Here is a 17,212-nt window from a genome sequence, read left to right as displayed (position 1 = left end):
CGTCTCGAATTCCGACTCGGTCCGTGCTCCCCAACAGGGCACGAAGTTGCAACACGCCAGACCCTACGGGTTATCCGGTAGTTACAACAGGGGTAATCGTTACAACAGCGCGGTCACATCATGCCTCACGGGCACCGTTGATGTCATCGCGCCCCGGCGTTGTGTCACCACGCCTCCGGGCGTATTCGTCACCGCGCCCCGGCCTCGCGGTCGCCGGCGTCGAGCAGTTCGGCCAGCCGCGGCCCGATCTCCGCCAATGCCTGCGGCGAGGTCATCTGATCATGCACCACCGCGACCGGTCGATCACGCACCGCGCCGTCGACATACGGAGCCCAATTCGCCGCCGCCGCCTCGTGTCCGAGCGCACTGAAGTACTCGAGCCTGCCGCGGAACACCGCGGGCCGATGCTCGGCGATCAACTCCGCCGAGCGCACCGCGCTGCGATAGATCCGGCGCACCCGTTCAGGAGTCAGCACGGCCATGTTGGCGGGGATGATCGCGTGCAGCGCGGCCAGTCCGTCCTCGCTGAGTTCGCGCACGCCCGCGGCGGGCAGCGCGGCGCTGATGTCGACACCGAGTTCGGCGAGCGCGTCGCGGACCGCCGTGTGGAAATCGGGGACGTCGATATCGGGGTGCGAATCCAGCATCGCCAGCAGCGACACCCGCTCCCCCGCCGCCTGCAATTCGGTGGCGACGGCATGGGCGAGCACACCGCCCAGCGACCAGCCCATCAGCCGGTACGGGCCGTGCGGCTGCTGGGTCCTGATCTCGGTGGCGTAGCGGCGCGCCATCTCGGCGAGCGTGCCCGGCAGGTAGCCCGCCTCGCTCAGCGCGGGTGACTGCAGGCCGAAGATCGGCCGTCGCGCCGGAATGTATTGCGCCAGACCGGCATAGCACCAGGAGAGGCCGTACATCGGGTGGATGCAGAACAGCGCACCGCCCGCCTCGGTGCCGTGCGGCACCCGATTGCGAATGGCGAGCAGGACGCCGAGGGCGTCGTCGGATTCGAGATCGGAGGTGAGGTCGTAGTCGCCGGCGGCGGACTGGGTGGCGTCGATCCGGTCGGCCAGCGCGGCCACCGTGGCATCGGTGAAGAACCACTGCACTCGCACCTCGGCGCCGACCCTGGTGCGCAGGCGGCTGATGGCTTTGGTGGCGACCAGGGAGTTGCCGCCCAGTTCGAAGAAGTCGTCGTCGAGGCCGACCTTGCCCGCGCCGAGCACCTCCGCGTAGACCTCGGCGACGGCGCGCTGCAACGGTGTGGTCGGCGGGCGGTAGGCGCGGGTGGTGAAGGCGGGTACGGGGAGTGCCTTGCGATCGAGCTTGCCGCTGGCGTTGAGCGGCAAGGACTTCAGCGTCACCAGGGTCGCGGGCACCATGTACGACGGGAGCGCCGCCCTGGCATGGGCGAGCAACACGGCTTGATCGAAACCGGCAGTGGCGGTGCCGCTTTCGATCGAGTAGCCGGCCGCTCGAGCTTCCTCGTCCGGCGCCTCGGTAGGTACCACGTAGCCGACCAGGCGATCTCCCGTCGGACCGTGAACGAGCGCGACGGCAGCGTGGCGGACACTGTGATGGTCGCGCAGGACGGCCTCGACTTCGCCGAGTTCGATGCGCTGCCCGCGCAGTTTCACCTGGAAGTCGCTGCGACCCAGGTATTCCAGGCTCTCGGCGGCCGTCCAGCGGACAACGTCACCGGTGCGGTACAGCCTGCCACCGCCCGGGTGGGCGACGAAACGTTCGGCGGTGAGAGTCGGAGCGCCGAGGTAGCCGCGAGCCAGCTGCACACCTTCCAGGTACAACTCCCCCGCGGTGCCGGGCGGTACCGGCCGTAGGTGACGATCGAGCACGTGCACTCGCGTGTTGGCGACCGGAGTGCCGATCGGAACACCAACGGCGGCACCAGCTTCGACAACCTCCGCGGTCGCCACGGTGGCCTCGGCGGGCCCGTACCAGTTGACCAGCGTCGCCGTGGGCAGCACCTGAGCGAACCGGCGAGCGGACGCGGACGACAGCGCCTCACCCGCGGCGAAGACCCGTCGTAGCGAGGGGAATTCGCCGTCGCAGCGCTCGGCGAGGAAGGCATCGAGCATCGACGGTACGAAATGCACTGTGGTGACTGCGCGTTCGGTGATCACCTCGGCCAGGTAGGCCGGGTCGCGGTGGCCGTCGGGGGCGGCGATCACCACGGTGGCGCCGGTGTGCAACGGCCACAGCAACTCCCAGGTGGAGATGTCGAAGGTGACCGGGGTCTTGTGCAGCACCACGTCGCCGGGGCCGAGCGGGTAGGTGCGCTGTGCCCAGCGGAACTGGTTGACCAGTTGCCGGTGGGTCAGCATGACGCCCTTGGGCTTTCCGGTGGACCCGGAGGTGTGGATGACGTAGGCGAGATTGCCTGCCTTCGGCAGCTCGAGATCCACTACGTCGTCACTGACAGCGGCTGTTTCGACGACCGGGATGTCCGAAGTGGTCGTGAATCCGGCGGCGGCGAGCACACAGATCGGAGCGGCGGCGGCCAGTACCCGCTCGGTCCGTTCGGCCGGATGGTCCGGGTCGACCGGAACGTAGGCCGCCCCGGTCCGCAGCACCGCGTAGATCGCCGTCACCAGGTCGATTCCGCGCCGCATCGCCACCGCGACGAGCGTCTCCGGCCGGGCGCCCCGTGCTCGAAGCGCGGTGGCGAACTTTCGTGCCCGTTCGTCGAATTCCGCGTAGGTATAGGTGGTTTCACCGTCGATCAGCGCGGTGGCGTGCGGTGTGCGCTTGACCTGCGCGTCGAACAATGACAGCAGGGTCGCGTCGTCGAGCAGTTCGGGGGCGTCGGTGGCGTTGATCGCCGCGACGGTCGCGCGCTCTTCCGCCAGCAGGACATCGATCTCGGCGAGCCTGGCCCGCGGGCTGGTGGTGAAACGGGCGAGCAGCATCGAAAAGCGTTGTGCCAGCGCGTTCGCGGTGTCCTCGCCGAACACATCGCGCAGGTACTTCACCGATACCCGCAGCTGCCCGTCGGCGACCACCTGCACGGTCAGCGGGTAGTGGGTGCCGTTGGCGGCGTCCATCCCGGTGACCGCGGCCGATCCGGACGCGGCCTGCGCCAGTCCCGCGCGGTCGACCGGGAACGACTCGAACACGACGAGCGAATCGAACAGCGCGTCGATGCCCGCGATCTCCTGGATCTCGCCGAGACCCAGGTAGTGGTGATCGAGCAGCGCGGCCTGGTCGTCCTGCAGTCTGCGCAGCAGCTCGGCGACGGTATCGCCGGGATGCACGCGCACGCGGATGGGAATCGCGTTGAGGAACAGTCCGACCATCCGCTCCACACCGTCGAGCTCGGCGGGCCTGCCGGACACGGTGGCGCCGAACACCACGTCGTCGCGGTCGACCAGCCGGGCGATGAGCAGACCCCATGCCGCCTGGACGACGGTGTTCACCGTGACGCCGAGGCTCGCGGCGAGCTCGCTCAGTGCGGTGGTATCGGCCGGGGAGAGCGCGAAGCCGGTTTCGCCGGTGCCCGTGGCGATCTCACGGCCCTGGTCGACGGGCGCGAGCGGAGTGGGCTCGGCCAGGCCGGTGAGCGCGGTGCGCCAGGCCGTCCTGGCGGCTTCGAGATCCTGGTCGACGAGCCAGGCCAGGTAGTCGCGATAGGGCGCGACCTTCGGCAGGCGCCTGCTCCGACCGCCGACCACGTACGCGGTGAGCAGTTCCTGCAGCAGCAGCGGGGTCGACCAGCCGTCGATCAGGATGTGATGGCTGGTGACGAGCAGGTGCGCGGTCTCCGCGGTGCGCACCATGGTGAACCGCAGCAGCGGGGCTGCCGTCATGTCGAAGTGCGCCGCCAGGTCGGCAGCGCGAATGCGCTGGTAGGCGGCATTGTCGGCGTCGATGACCTGCCACGGCACGTCGATGTCGTCGAGCACGACCTGCAGCGGGGTGCCCGCGGCGTCGGTGGCGAAGGCGACGCGCAGGTTGTCGTGCCGGTCGAGCACGGCCTGCGCAGCCTCGTGCAGGCGCTCGACGTCCACGGACAGATCGAGGTCGAGGACGAACTGGGTGATGTAGGGGTCGACCGAGTTCTCCGCGAGCAGGGCGTGGAACAGCATCCCCGATTGCAGTGGGGTCACCGGCCACACGTCGCTGAGCAGCGGGTAGCGGCGGACCAGGCGGGTCAGTTCGGTCTGGCCGAGACGCACCAGCGGGAAGTCCGACGGCGTGAATCCGCCCGCACCGGGCTGCAATCCGTGTTCGGCGAGACCGCCGAGCGCGCGGATCCAGTGTTCGGCGAAGGTTTTGACGGCGTCCGCGGTGAGTACGGCGGTGGCGTAGTCGAACCGGGCGACCAGGCCGTCGTCGGTGGCGTCGACGGTGAGTACCAATGCCAGGTCGTCGGTGGCGACATCGGTGTGCACGCGCGCGGGGCGCAGGTCACGCAGACGGACCGCGAACCGGCCGCGATCCAGGGTGCGGACGCTGTCGGAGGTCTCGGCGTCGAGGTAGCGGAGCAGGCCGAAACCGGCGCCGTGGGCGGGGACCGCGCGGCGCAGTTCCTTGATCTGGGCCAGGGCCGTTCCCGCGGCGGGACCGCCGACGAGCGCGTCGGCGACGTCGATGCCATCCAGGCGCAGCGCGAGCGGATAGTCGGTGGTGAACCCACCGACGACGTTCTCGGCATCGGATCGGCCGAGCAGACGCTGATCGGCGCGCAGCCGCACCACCGTGCCGATCGCCCGCGCGACGGCGGTGTCGGCCGCGGTGTGCAGGGCCAGCGCGGCGGCGGTGAGCAGCACCTCGTCGACGGTGGCGCGGTAGGCCTCGGCGACCGTGCGGACCGCGGTGGTGCCCTCACCGGTGATGCTCAGCGAGACCCGGTTGCGCTGGTGCAGATCGGCGGATTCGCCTGCCCTGGAACGGATCGCGCGATGCCAGTATTCGCGTTCGGTGCGCGCGGGGGCGGTGGACGGGTAGTCGGCGAGTCTGCGCACCAGGTCACCGAGTCCGGCATCCGGCGCGGCGGGTGCGGCGTGGCGGCCGCGGCTCCAGGCCGAGGTCAGCTGGTCGACCACGGCGCGCCACGAATTCTCGTCCAGGACGAGAGCATTCGCGACGACGACCAGAGTCGCCGAGTGCTCGGCGTCGCCGGTGAGGATGAAGTGGATATTGCGACCCTCGTCCGGGTCGAGCGCGGCGGCGGCCGCGGCGACGATGTCGTCGACCGGCAGTGAGGACTCACCGTCTTCGGTGTCGAGCCTGCGGAACGCGCCGCCGATGCGTTCTTCGGGCGGCGGGATGCGCAGCACCGGGGTGTCGCCGGTGCGGTCGAGCAGCGCCCAGAGCATCGGGTGCTGGTTCATCACCGCGGTCGCGGCGGCGGCGACGGCCTGGTCCGGGCAGTCGGCCGGTACCTCGAGCAGCACGGCACGCGGTTCGACCGCGGTCTCCCCCGCTTCGATGAGCTGGGCGGCGGTCGCGGTGAGCGGGAGCGAGGCGGACGGGGCACTCGGTGCCACGGTCACCTCGGCACGGTCGGCGAGCGCGATGACGGTGCGCGCGTCGAACAGATCACGCGGCCGCAGGACCACGCCGGCCGACCCGGCCCGCGACACCACCTGGATGGCGGTGATGCTGTCGCCGCCGAGGGCGAAGAAGTCGTCGTCGAGGCCGACCCGGTCACGGCCGAGCACGTCGGCGATCACCCGCGCGACGGTCTTCTCGGCGCTGGTGCGAGGCGGGCGGTAATCGCGGCGGGCGGTGACCGGGTCCGGCAGCGCGCGCCGGTCCAGCTTGCCCGCGGGGGTCAGCGGAATCTCGTCGAGGACGACGATCGCGGCGGGCACCATGTAGCCGGGCAGCACCTGCGCGGCGAGCGCGGTGAGTTCGGCGGTATCGAGGTGGCGGCCCTGCTCGGCCATGACATAGGACACGAGCATGGTCGAACCGGAGCCGTTGTCGCGGCCGAGCGTGGCGACCCAGGAGACACCTGGCGCGGCGGCCAGCACGGCGTCGATCTCGCCGAGTTCGATCCGCAGACCACGGATCTTGACCTGGAAGTCGTTGCGGCCCTGGAACTCCAGGACATCAGCGCGGCGGCGGACGAGGTCGCCCGTGCGGTAGAGCCGGGCGCCGCCGTCGCCGATCTCGGCGGCGAAGGGGTCCGCGACGAAGCGGGACGCGGTCAGGGCGGGGCGCTGGTGGTAGCCGCGGGCGAGCTGGATTCCGCCGAGGTAGAGCTCGCCGGTGACCCCTTCGGGGACGGGGCGGAGGCGTTCGTCGAGGATCAGGGCGCGGATGCCGCGGATCGGGCCGCCCATGTGGACGGGGTCGCCGGGGTGCAGTGCGTCGCTGATGGTGGTCATGACGGTGGTCTCGGTGGGGCCGTAACCATTGTGGAAGTGCCGCTGGGGCAACGTGTTCCAGCGTGCGGCCAGGTCGGCGGGGACGTGTTCGCCGCCGACGATCAGGGCGCGCAGGCCAGGGACGCCGTCGGGATCCAAGGTGGCGAGGACCGACGGGGTCAGGAAGGTGTGGGTCACGCCCTCGGTGCGGATCAGTTCGGCGAGTTCGGTCCCACCGACATACCCGGTCGGCGCCACCACGAGGGTGCCGGCGCCACCGATGGCGAGCAGCAGCTCCAGCATGGAAGCGTCGAACGACGGGGAGGCGAAAGCCAGTGCGCGCGTGTCGGAGTCGAGGTGGTAGCGCTGTTTCTGCTCGGCGCAGAAGTTGGCGAGTCCGGCGTGGGTGACGACGACGCCCTTGGGTACGCCGGTCGAGCCGGAGGTATAGATCATGTACGCCGCGTTGCCGGTGCTCGGCGGTGCGAGTAGTTCGATTTCGCGCAGGCTCACGGTCGCGCACCCGGCGATTTCGGCGGTGAATGCGCGATCGTCGAGTGCGACCCAGCCCCCGTCGCCGGGCAGTTCGGGCAGCCCGGCGAGTTCGGCGGCGAGGGTGATGCCGAAGACGGCACCCGAGTCGGCGACCATGTGACTGATCCGCTCGGCGGGGTAGGCCGGGTCGATCGGCACGATCACCGCGCCGGTGCGGGCGATCGCCCAGACCGCGAGCACCGATTCGACCGACCGCCGAATCGCCACGGCGACAGCGGCTTCCGGGCCCGCACCGCGGGCGATGAGGCCGCGGGCCAGCTGGTTGGCGGCGGCGTCGAGCTCAGTGTAGGTGAATCCGCGACCGTCGCCGCGCAGGGCGATGCCGGTCGGATTGGCCCGCACCGCATCGTCCAGCAACTGGGCGAGGGTGCGTGCGGGCTCGGCCGCCGGGCCCGCGAAGGTGGTTTGCGCGCGGAACTCGGCGGGGTCGAGCAGGGCGATATCGCCGACGGCGAGGTCGGGGTCGGCGGCTACCGCGGCGAGCAGGCGGGTGAACCGCTCGCCGAAGCTCCGCACGGTCGTCGCGTCGAACAGATCTGTGGCATAGGTGAATTCGGCGTGCATGCCGCCGTTGTCCGGCTGCTCGCGCACAGTGAGCAACAGGTCGAACTTGGCCTCAGCGGTGCGGGCGTCCAGCGCGCCCACCGTGATCGCGGGCAGCTCGAAGGCGACCGGGGCGAGGTTCTCGAACGACAGCGCCACCTGGAACAGCGGATGCCGACCCGCCGATCTGGCGGGCTGGACCGCCTCGACCACCCGCTCGAACGGGACGTCGGCGTGGGCGAAGGCGCGCAGATCGGTGTCGCGGGTCTGCGCCAGCAGGGCGGTGAACGGTGCGCTCTCGGTGATCCGGCTGCGCAGCACCAGGGTGTTGACGAACATGCCGACCAGGTCGTCGAGCTCACGGGCACCACGTCCCGCGATCGGGGTCCCGATGGCGACATCGTCGGTACCGCTGAGCCTGGCCAGCAGCACCGCGAGCGCGGCCTGCACGACCATGAACACCGTGGCACCCTGCGCGCGGGCCAGCCCGGCGAGCTCGGCGTGCAGTGCGGCGTCGATCGTGAAGGTGCTGGTGGCGCCGGCGAACGACTGCACCGTCGGGCGCGGGCGGTCGGCGGGGAGCGCGATCTCCTCGGGCAGACCGGCGAGTTCGTCGTGCCAGTAAGCCAGCTGGGCGGCGGCCGTGGAGGCCGGGTCCGACTCGTCGCCGAGTGAGTCTCGCTGCCACACCGCGTAATCCGCGTATTGCAGCGGCAGCGGCGGCCAACCGGGCGTGGACCCTGCCGTGCGCGCGGTGTAGGCGAGAACGAGGTCGCGGGTGAGCGGCCCCATGGAGAAACCGTCCGCGCTGATGTGGTGGGCGACGAACACCACGACGTGGTCGTCGGCGCCGAGTCGCAGCAGTCGCAACCGGACCGGCGGCTCGGCGGTGACATCGAAACCGGTGGCAACGATCTGGCGCACCTCGTCGGCGAGGGTGTCGGCAGTGACCGGCACCGGCGTCAGATCGACGTGCATCGCGTCGGGCGCGAGGACATCTTGGAACGGCACGTCCGCATGCGCCGGGTAGCGGGTACGCAGTACTTCGTGACGGGCGAACAGGTCGGCTACCGCGAGGCCGAGCGCGGGCACGTCGAGTGCACCGCTGAGGCGGATCGCGGCCGGGATGTTGTAGACGGTGGCGTCGGGGTCGAGTTGGTTGAGCAGCCACATCCGCTGCTGTGCCAGCGACAACGGCACCCGCTGCGGGCGCGGTCCGGCGAGCAGCCGGGGCGCGGTGGCCTCGTCCGATCGGTGCACGCGCAGGGCGAGATCGGCCACCGTCGGTGCTTCGAACAGCAGGCGAACGCCGACCGCGCGATCGAGCGCGGTACCGATCCGGGCCGCGGCCCTGGTGGCGAGTAGCGAGTTGCCGCCGAGGGCGAAGAAGTCGTCGTCGGCGCCGACCGAGGCTACGCCGAGGATCTCGCCGTAGACCTCCGCGACCGCCTGCTCGGTGGGCGTCGCTGGGGCACGGAAGCTGGCGGCCTCGAAGACCGGCGCGGGCAACGCCTTTCGATCCAGCTTCCCGTTGACGGTATACGGCAGTTCGTCGAGGACAACGAAGGCGTCGGGCACCAGATAGGTCGGCAGCTTTTCCTTGAGCACGGACTTCAACTGCGCGGCATCGAGATCGGCGCCGACCACATAGGCGACCAGCCGATCACCGAAGTGGGCGTCGGTGCGGGCCAGCACGGCGGCCTGGCTCACCCCCGGCAGCCCGAGCAGAACAGCTTCGACCTCACCGGGCTCGACCCGGAAACCACGGACCTTCACCTGGAAGTCACTGCGGCCCAGGTAGATCAGCTCACCGGACGCACCTGCTACCGGAGCGGCCGACATTGCGGTGCGGGCCACCAGGTCGCCGGTGCGGTACATACGGGCACCGGGTTCGAAGGGATCGGCGAGGAAGCGTTCGGCGGTCAGGGCGGCCTTGCGGAGGTATCCGCGCGCGAGCTGGATACCACCGAGGTACAGCTCACCCCTGATGCCGGGGGCGACGGGGCGCAGACGCTCGTCGAGGACATAGACGCGGCTGTTCCATTCAGGGGCACCGATCGGCACGGTCAGCACGTCGGCGGTGGTGACGCGGTGGTCGGTGATGGAGACGGCTGCCTCGGTGGGACCGTAGAGGTTGTCGATCCTGGTTTCGGGCAACGCCTTCAGCAGGCGTTGGGCCAGCGCGGCGGGCAGCGCTTCACCGATCGCGAGGATGCGGGTCAACGCGACGATGCGGGGTGCGGCGGCGCTGTAGTCGTTGTGCGCGTACGACTCCCAGTAACCCGAGAGCGCGTCGAGCAGAGACGGCACGGCGGTGAGCGTGGTGACGCCGGCGTCGGCGATGAGGGCGTCCAGATAGGCGGGGTCGCGGTGGCCGTCGGGGGCGGCGATCACCAGGCGGCCACCGCAGACGGCGGCGGACCAGAATTCCCAGACCGACAGGTCGAAGGTGGCGGGGGTCTTCAGCAGGAAGACATCGGCGGCGTCAGTACCGAATTCGGCTCGTAGCCAGTGCAACTGGTTCATCACAGCCACGTGCGGCACCGCGACGCCCTTGGGGCGACCGGTGGAGCCGGAGGTGAAGATGACGTAGGCGGTGTTCTCCGGGTGCAGCGGCGCACGGCGATCGGCATCGGTGATCGGGCCGGGGTCGGCGGAGGCGATCACCGGGTGGTCGACCCGCACCACCGGCGCGGCATCGGTGCGGAAACCGCTGGTGAGCACACAGATCGGGGCGGCCGTGTGCAGGATGTAGTCGGTGCGGTCGGCGGGCTGATCGGGGTCGATGGGCACGTAGGCGCCGCCGGAGCGGGTCACCGCGAACATGGCGACGACGAGATCGATCGAACGCGGCAGGGCGATCGCGACCAGCGACTCGGGTCCGACACCGATCGAGATCAAGTGGCGCGCGAGCCTGTTCACCCGCGCGTCGAACTCGGCGTAGGTGAGCTCCAGACGACCCTCGGGCAGATCCGCGACGAGCGCGATGGCGTCGGGCCGAGCGACCAGCGGCAGGTCGGCGAGCGTGCCACCGGGCACTGCCAGATCCGCCGCACCGCTGACGATTTCGGCCGCGAGCTCAGCGGGGGTACGCAGGTCGACATCGCCGACCACCACGGACGGCTCGCGCACGAACGCGGCGAGCAGCAGCTCCAGCCGGTCCGCGAAGGTGGCCACCGTCGAGGCGTCGAAAAGATCGGTGGCGTAGGTGAAGAAGCCCTCGATGCCCGCGGGTGCCCCGGCCGCGTCGTAACCGTCTCCGACGATCAGATGCAGATCGAATTGCGACACAGCGAGTTCCGTGGAAACCGGCGCGATCCGCAGCCCGGGCAGCTCCAGTTCGGCGCGGTCGACATTCTGGAAGGAAAGGCCCACCTGGAAGAGCGGATGACGGGCGGTGGAGCGCGGTGGATCGAGGACATCGACGAGTCGCTCGAACGGCACGTCGGCGGCGGCGAACGCGGCCAGATCGCTGGTGCGCTGGGCGGCGAGCAGCTCGTCGAATGTCGACCCACCGTCATAGCGTGTGCGCAGGACGACGGTGTTGACGAACATGCCGATCAGATCGTCGAGTTCACGCTCACCGCGCCCGGCGACCGGGGTGCCCACCGCCACGTCGGCGGCACCCGACAGCCTGGCCAGCAGCACCGCGAAGGCGGTGTGCAACACCATGAACACGGTCGCGCCACGCTCGCGCGCGATCCGCGCGAGCGCCGCGTGGGTCTGCGCGTCGATGCGCACCGGCACTCGCCCACCGGCGAGTGAGGCGAGGGCTGGGCGCGGGTAGTCGGTGGGCAACTCGAGCAGATCCGGCAGGTCGGCGAGTTCGGACCGCCAGTACGAGAGCTGTTGGGCAGCAGCCGAATCCGGCTGGTCTTCCGTGCCGAGCCGGTCCAGCTGCCACAACGCGTAGTCGGCGTACTGCACCGGCAGTGCGGCCCAATCCGGGGCGTGCCCGGCGGCGCGGGCCAGGTAGGCGGTGGTCACGTCGCGTACGAGCGGCACCATCGAGGAGGCGTCAGCGGCGATGTGGTGCACCACCACGGCGAGCACGTATTCGGTGGGTGCGTCCGGCGCGTTCCCGGTGACGTCGAGCAGCCGAACCCGCAGCGGAACCTCGGTGGTCACATCGAACGCGGTCGACGCGAGTGCGCGCACCTGCTCGATCAGCCCGGTCGCGGTGCCCGAGGCGCCGTCGGCGGCCGTGCCCACCCGGTACACAGCGAGGTCGAGATCCACCTCGTCGGCCGGCAGGATCTGCTGGATCGGGCCGTTCGTGGTGTCGGGGTAGATCGTGCGCAGGACCTCGTGCCGGGCCAGCACGTCGCGCAGGGCCGCGGTGAGGGCGGGGACGTCGAGGGTGCCGGTCAGGCGGAGGGCGAAGGGGAGGTTGTAGGCGGCGGCTCCGTCTTCGGCGCCCTGGTCGAAGCGGTTGAGGAACCACATGCGGCGCTGGGCGGGCGAGAGGGGCAGCTCGGCGGGGCGAGGCAGGGTGCCGAGACCGCTGGTCGGTTCGGCCGCCGCATCGGGGTCGAGGGCGGCGGCGAGTCCCGCGACGGTGGGTGTCTCGAAGAGGGTGCGTACGGCGACTCGACCGCCGGTGGCGGCACCGAGGCGGGCGACCAGGCGGGTGGCGATCAGCGAGTTGCCGCCGAGGGCGAAGAAGTCGTCGTCGGCGCCGATGTCGGTGCGGCCGAGCACTTCCCCGAACAGGCCGGCGACGAGCCGCTCCTGCGCGGTGCCCGGCGCACGGAAGGCCCGGGTCGTGAAGCTCGGCGACGGGAGCGCCTTGCGGTCGAGTTTGCCGCTGGGGTTGAGCGGCAACGCGTCGAGCACGGTGATCGAGGCCGGAACCATGTAGGCCGGCAGGGTTTTCGAGACAGTCGCCTGGAGCCGGTCCGGCACAGCGGCATAGCCGGGAGCGGGCACCACATAGGCGACCAGCTGGTCACCGAGCTCGGTCGACGCCACCAATGCCACTGCCTGGCTGACGGTTTCGTGTGCCAACAGCGCGGTCTCGATCTCCCCGAGCTCGATCCGCTGACCACGGAACTTCACCTGGAAGTCGATGCGCCCCAGGTAGTCCAGCCGGTGGGGTGCGTTCGAGCTGGGCTGACGCCACACCACCAGGTCACCGGTGCGATACATGCGCGCGCCCACCACGGGCCCGCCGCTTGCTCCGTCGGCCACGCCACCATCAGCTGATCCGCTGACGGAAGCCGCTGCGGCGAAGGGGTCAGCGACGAAGCGATCGGCGCTCAGGCCGGGCCGGGCGACGTACCCGCGGGCGAGCTGGTCGCCCGCGAGATACAACTCACCCGCGATACCTGGCGGCACGGGTCGCAGCCGCTCGTCCAGGACGTATACGCGAGTGTTCCACTGCGGCAGGCCGATCGGCACCGAGCGCTCACCCGGACGAGCGGGCCAGTAGGTCACCGAGACGGCCGCCTCGGTCGGCCCGTACAGGTTGTGCAACCGGGCCGAGCTCACCGCGGCCATGGCATCGACGGTCTCCGCGGGCAGCGCCTCCCCGATCACGAAGATCTCGCGCAGCGACGCCAGCCCGGCGTGGTGACCGTCTCCCCCGGACGCGATGACAGCACCCGGCCCGGACGGCCCGTCGGGGGCAACGGACGCGCCGCTGCCCGCTGCTGCTTGCGCCGCGAACACCGTGAGCATCGACGGGACGAAGTCCGTGACGGTCACCGAGTGCCGCGCGATCAGGTCGATCAGATACGCGGGGTCGCGGTGGCCGTCCGGGGTGGCGAGCACCAGTTTCGCGCCGACCCGCAGCGGCATGAAGTAGCCCCACAGCGACACGTCGAAGGTGGTTGCCGTCTTCTGCAGGTACACATCACCCAGTGCCAGTGGGTATTTCGCCAGCATCCAGACCAGCTGGTTGCCGATGGCGGCGTGCGAGATCGCGACACCCTTGGGCTTGCCGGTGGACCCCGAGGTGAAGATGACGTACGCCGGGTTTTCGGGGCGCAGCGGTACCCGCAATTCCGGCGCGAGCACCGGATCACCCTGTACCCCAGCGAGATCGAGCTCATCGAGCAACAACAACGAGGTGCCGTGCGGGACCGCGACGGCATCGGCGCGGGTGCTCAGCACACAGGCGGGCCGGGCGGTGTCGAGGATGTAGGCGATGCGCTCGGCCGGATGATCCGGGTCGAGCGGCACAGCGGCGCCGCCCGCGGCGAGCACCGCGTACATGCCGATCACCAATTCGGGCGAGCGCCGGATCGCGAGGCCGACCAGGCTTTCCGGCCCGACGCCCGCCTCGATCAGCACCCGCGCGAGCGTGTTCACCCGATCGTCGAACTGCCGATAGGTCAGCTCGGTGTCCTCGAAGACCAGCGCGGTGGCGTCCGGATGCATCTGCACCGCACGGCGATACGCCTCGAGCACCGGTTCCGGCGCCACCGGATGCCGGGTGTCGTTCCAGCGCACCAGGGTCTGCGCGCGCTCGACCTCGGTGAGTAGATCGATCTCGCCGATCGCGACATCGGCGTCGGCGGCGACCGCCTCGAGCAACCGCGTGAACCGGGCCGCCATGGTCTCGACGGTGTCGGGATCGAACAGATCGGTGGCGTAGTTGAACGACGCGGCCATCGGTTCGGTCGGATCGGCGCCGGGCACGATCGTGAGCTGCAGATCGAAACGTGCCACCGCACCGTCGAATTCGACCGGCGTGGCGTCGAGGCCGGGTAGTCGCAGGCTCGGCAGATCGAGATTCTGGAAGAACAGGGCCACCTGGAACAGCGGGTGATGCGCCTGCGAACGCACCGGATCGAGCAGCTCGACCAGCCGCTCGAACGGCAGATCCGCGTGGGCGAAGGCGGCGAGGTCGGCACGTTTGGTCGCGCGCAGCAATTCGGCGAAGCTCGCGCGCGGGTCGAGCTGCGAGCGCAGGACCAGCGTGTTGACGAACATGCCGATCAGGTCGTCGAGCTCGCGGGCACCGCGCCCGGCCACCGGGGTGCCGATGGCGATGTCGTCGGTGTGCGCGATCCGACCCAGCAGCACCGCGAAAGCCGCGTGCACGACCATGAATTCGGAGGTGCCGCTGCGCTGGGCGAGCGCGGCGACCGCGCCGTGCACCGCTGCCGGGATCTGGAAGCCGAATTCGGCTCCGCGACCGGTGAATACGGGTGGGCGAGGGCGATCGGTGGGCAGGTCGAGCCGGTCGGGCAGGCCGGCCAGCGCCGTACGCCAGTGCGAGATCTGCGCGGCGGCCACCGAATCCGGGTCGGTTTCGGCACCGAGCAGCTCGCGATGCCACAGTGTGTAGTCGGCGTACTGCACCGGCAGCGGCTGCCACCTCGGCCGCGAACGGTTGCGGCGAGCCAGGTAGGCACCGAGCAGGTCGCGCAGCAGCGGTGCCACCGAGGCGCCGTCGGCGGTGATGTGGTGCAGGGCCACGGCGAGCACGTGATCGTGCGGTCCGAGCTCGGCCAGCGCCACCCGGAACGGCACGCCCGCGGCGACATCGAAGCCGGTGCTCGCGAATTCCCCCAGCCACAGCGGTAATTCGTCCTCGGTGAGCGAGTCGACCAGCACGTCGGGCACCGCGTCGGCCATCGGCAACACCACCTGGTGGCCGACACCGTCGACCACCGCGCCGTCACCGTCAGCGCGCGCCTCGTCAGCGTTGTAGACCGGGTACCACGTGCGCAGGGATTCGTGGCGCCCCACCAGATCCGACAACGCCGCGTGCAGCGCGCGAGCGTCGAACGGCCCGGACAGGCGAAGCGCGAACGGGATCGTCTCGGCCGTGGAACTCGGATCGAATTGGTTGAGGAACCACATCCGCTGCTGCGCGGGCGAGAGCGGGATCAGCTCGGGTCGGCCACGCGGTGTCAGCGGCGCCTGCCCGCCTGACCCCTTCAACGGTTCGAGCAGCGCGGCAAGCCCAGCGACAGTGGGGCTTTCGAACAGATGACCAGCGGGCACCCGCGCCGAGAGCTCCGCACCGAGCCGAGCCGCCGCCTGAGTCGCGAGCAGCGAATTGCCGCCGAGCGCGAAGAAGTCGTCATCGGCGCCGACCGGGTTCTCCGGGGCGAGGAGCTCGGTGAAGATCTGCGCCACAAGCTCTTCCATCGCACCCGTCGGCGCCCGGAATTCCTCGGCGCGCAACGTCGGCGCGGGCAGCGCGGCCCGGTCGAGCTTGCCGACGGGAGTCAGCGGAATGGTGTCGAGCACGGTCAGCGCGGTCGGCACCATGTGCGCGGGCAGGCCCGCTCTGGCGTGCGCGAACAGCGCGTCGGTGTCGATCAGCGCACCGGGCGTCGCATGCACGTACGCGGCGAGAATCGTGGTGCCGTTGTCGAGTTCATGGCCGAGGGTCACCGCGAAGTCGACGGTGTCGTGCGCGGTGAGCACGGTGTCGATCTCACCCAGCTCGATCCGGAACCCGCGCACCTTCACCTGGAAGTCGTTGCGCCCCACGAACTCGATCGCGCCGTCGACCCGGCGACGTACCAGGTCGCCGGTGCGGTACATCCGCCCGTCGGCCCCCGCGAAGGGATCGACCACGAAGCGCGACGCGGTCAATCCCGGCTGCCGGTGATACCCGCGCGCCAGCCCGTTACCCGCGATGTACAGCTCGCCGATCATCCCGTCGGGCACCCGGACCAGGCGCTCGTCGAGCACGTACTCGGTCACCCCACGCAGCGGGGCCCCGATGTTCATCGTGTCGCCGACCACCAGCGGTGCGCTGATATTCGTCACGATGGTGGTCTCGGTCGGCCCGTAGCAGTCGTGGAACCGGCGCGAATCGGTGGCCCAGCGCCGGATCAGATCCGGTGGGCACGCCTCGCCACCGGTCGTGACCACGGCCAGCGCGTCGAGACCGGCCGGATCGAGTGAGGCCAGCGCGGCCGTGGTGATGAACATGTGCGTGACGGCTTCCCGGCGCAGCACCTCGGCCAGCTCGGCGCCGCCGAGCACGCCCGCGGGCACCAGCACCATCGCGGCCCCTGCGCCCACCGCCATCAGCAGTTCGAGCACGGCGCCGTCGAAGGACGGCGACGCGAAATGCAGAGTCCGCGACGACGGTTCGATCCCGTAGTGCGCGCGCTGCTCGGCGCAGTAGCCGGCCAGCCCGGCGTGCGTGACCACCACGCCCTTGGGCAAGCCCGTTGAGCCGGAGGTATACACCACGTACGCGGGGTGCTGCAGCCGCAGCGTGCGCACCCGGTCGGCGAAGGTCACCGGGTCGCCGGACTGATCGTCGGTGGCGCGCCGCACGCTCGCGTCATCGAGGCACAACCACTCGAGCGCACCGGGCAGCCGGTCCATCGCCGCACCGACCGCCACACCGAGCACCGCGCCGGAATCGTCGAGCATGTGGCGCACCCGGGCAGCCGGATAGTTCGGGTCGACCGGCAGGAACGCCGCGCCCGCCTTGGCCACCGCCCACATCGCCAACACCGATTCCGGCGAACGCGGGATGCCGACGGCCACCACGTCCTCGGGACCGACACCACGGGCGATCAGCAGCCGCGCCAGCCGGTTGGATCGTTCGTCGAGCTCGGCGTAGGTCCAGCGCACCGGCGCGGAGACACCGTCGTCCCACGACAGCGCGAGCCCACCGGGATTGGACTCCACCGCCACGGACAGCAGTTGCGGCAGCGACTTCCCGCGCTGCCGGGCACGGGCGCCGGACGCCCGGGTCGCCCGGGTCACGACAGTTCCATCCGATCGACGGAGTCGACTTGCCGTTGCCCGGTCATGCACACCTCGTACCGATCTCGACGCGCACCGGCACGTCGCGCACCGCG

At 70.5% G+C, this 17,212-nt stretch carries 1 protein-coding gene; it reads right to left on the bottom strand.

The window, feature by feature from the left end:
* Positions 1-188: 188 nt before the first annotated feature.
* On the bottom strand, positions 189-17,168 hold the full coding sequence (locus ACQHI0_RS32160; RefSeq protein WP_427905472.1) for an amino acid adenylation domain-containing protein: 16,980 nt from the start codon (positions 17,166-17,168) through the stop codon (positions 189-191).
* Between the last annotated feature and the right edge of the window lie 44 nt (positions 17,169-17,212).

This window comes from Nocardia sp. FBN12, from assembly GCF_050320175.1.
Taxonomy (GTDB): Bacteria; Actinomycetota; Actinomycetes; order Mycobacteriales; family Mycobacteriaceae; genus Nocardia.
The sequence above is the reverse complement of the archived record's forward strand: the minus strand, read 5'-3'. Positions and strand labels throughout refer to the sequence as shown.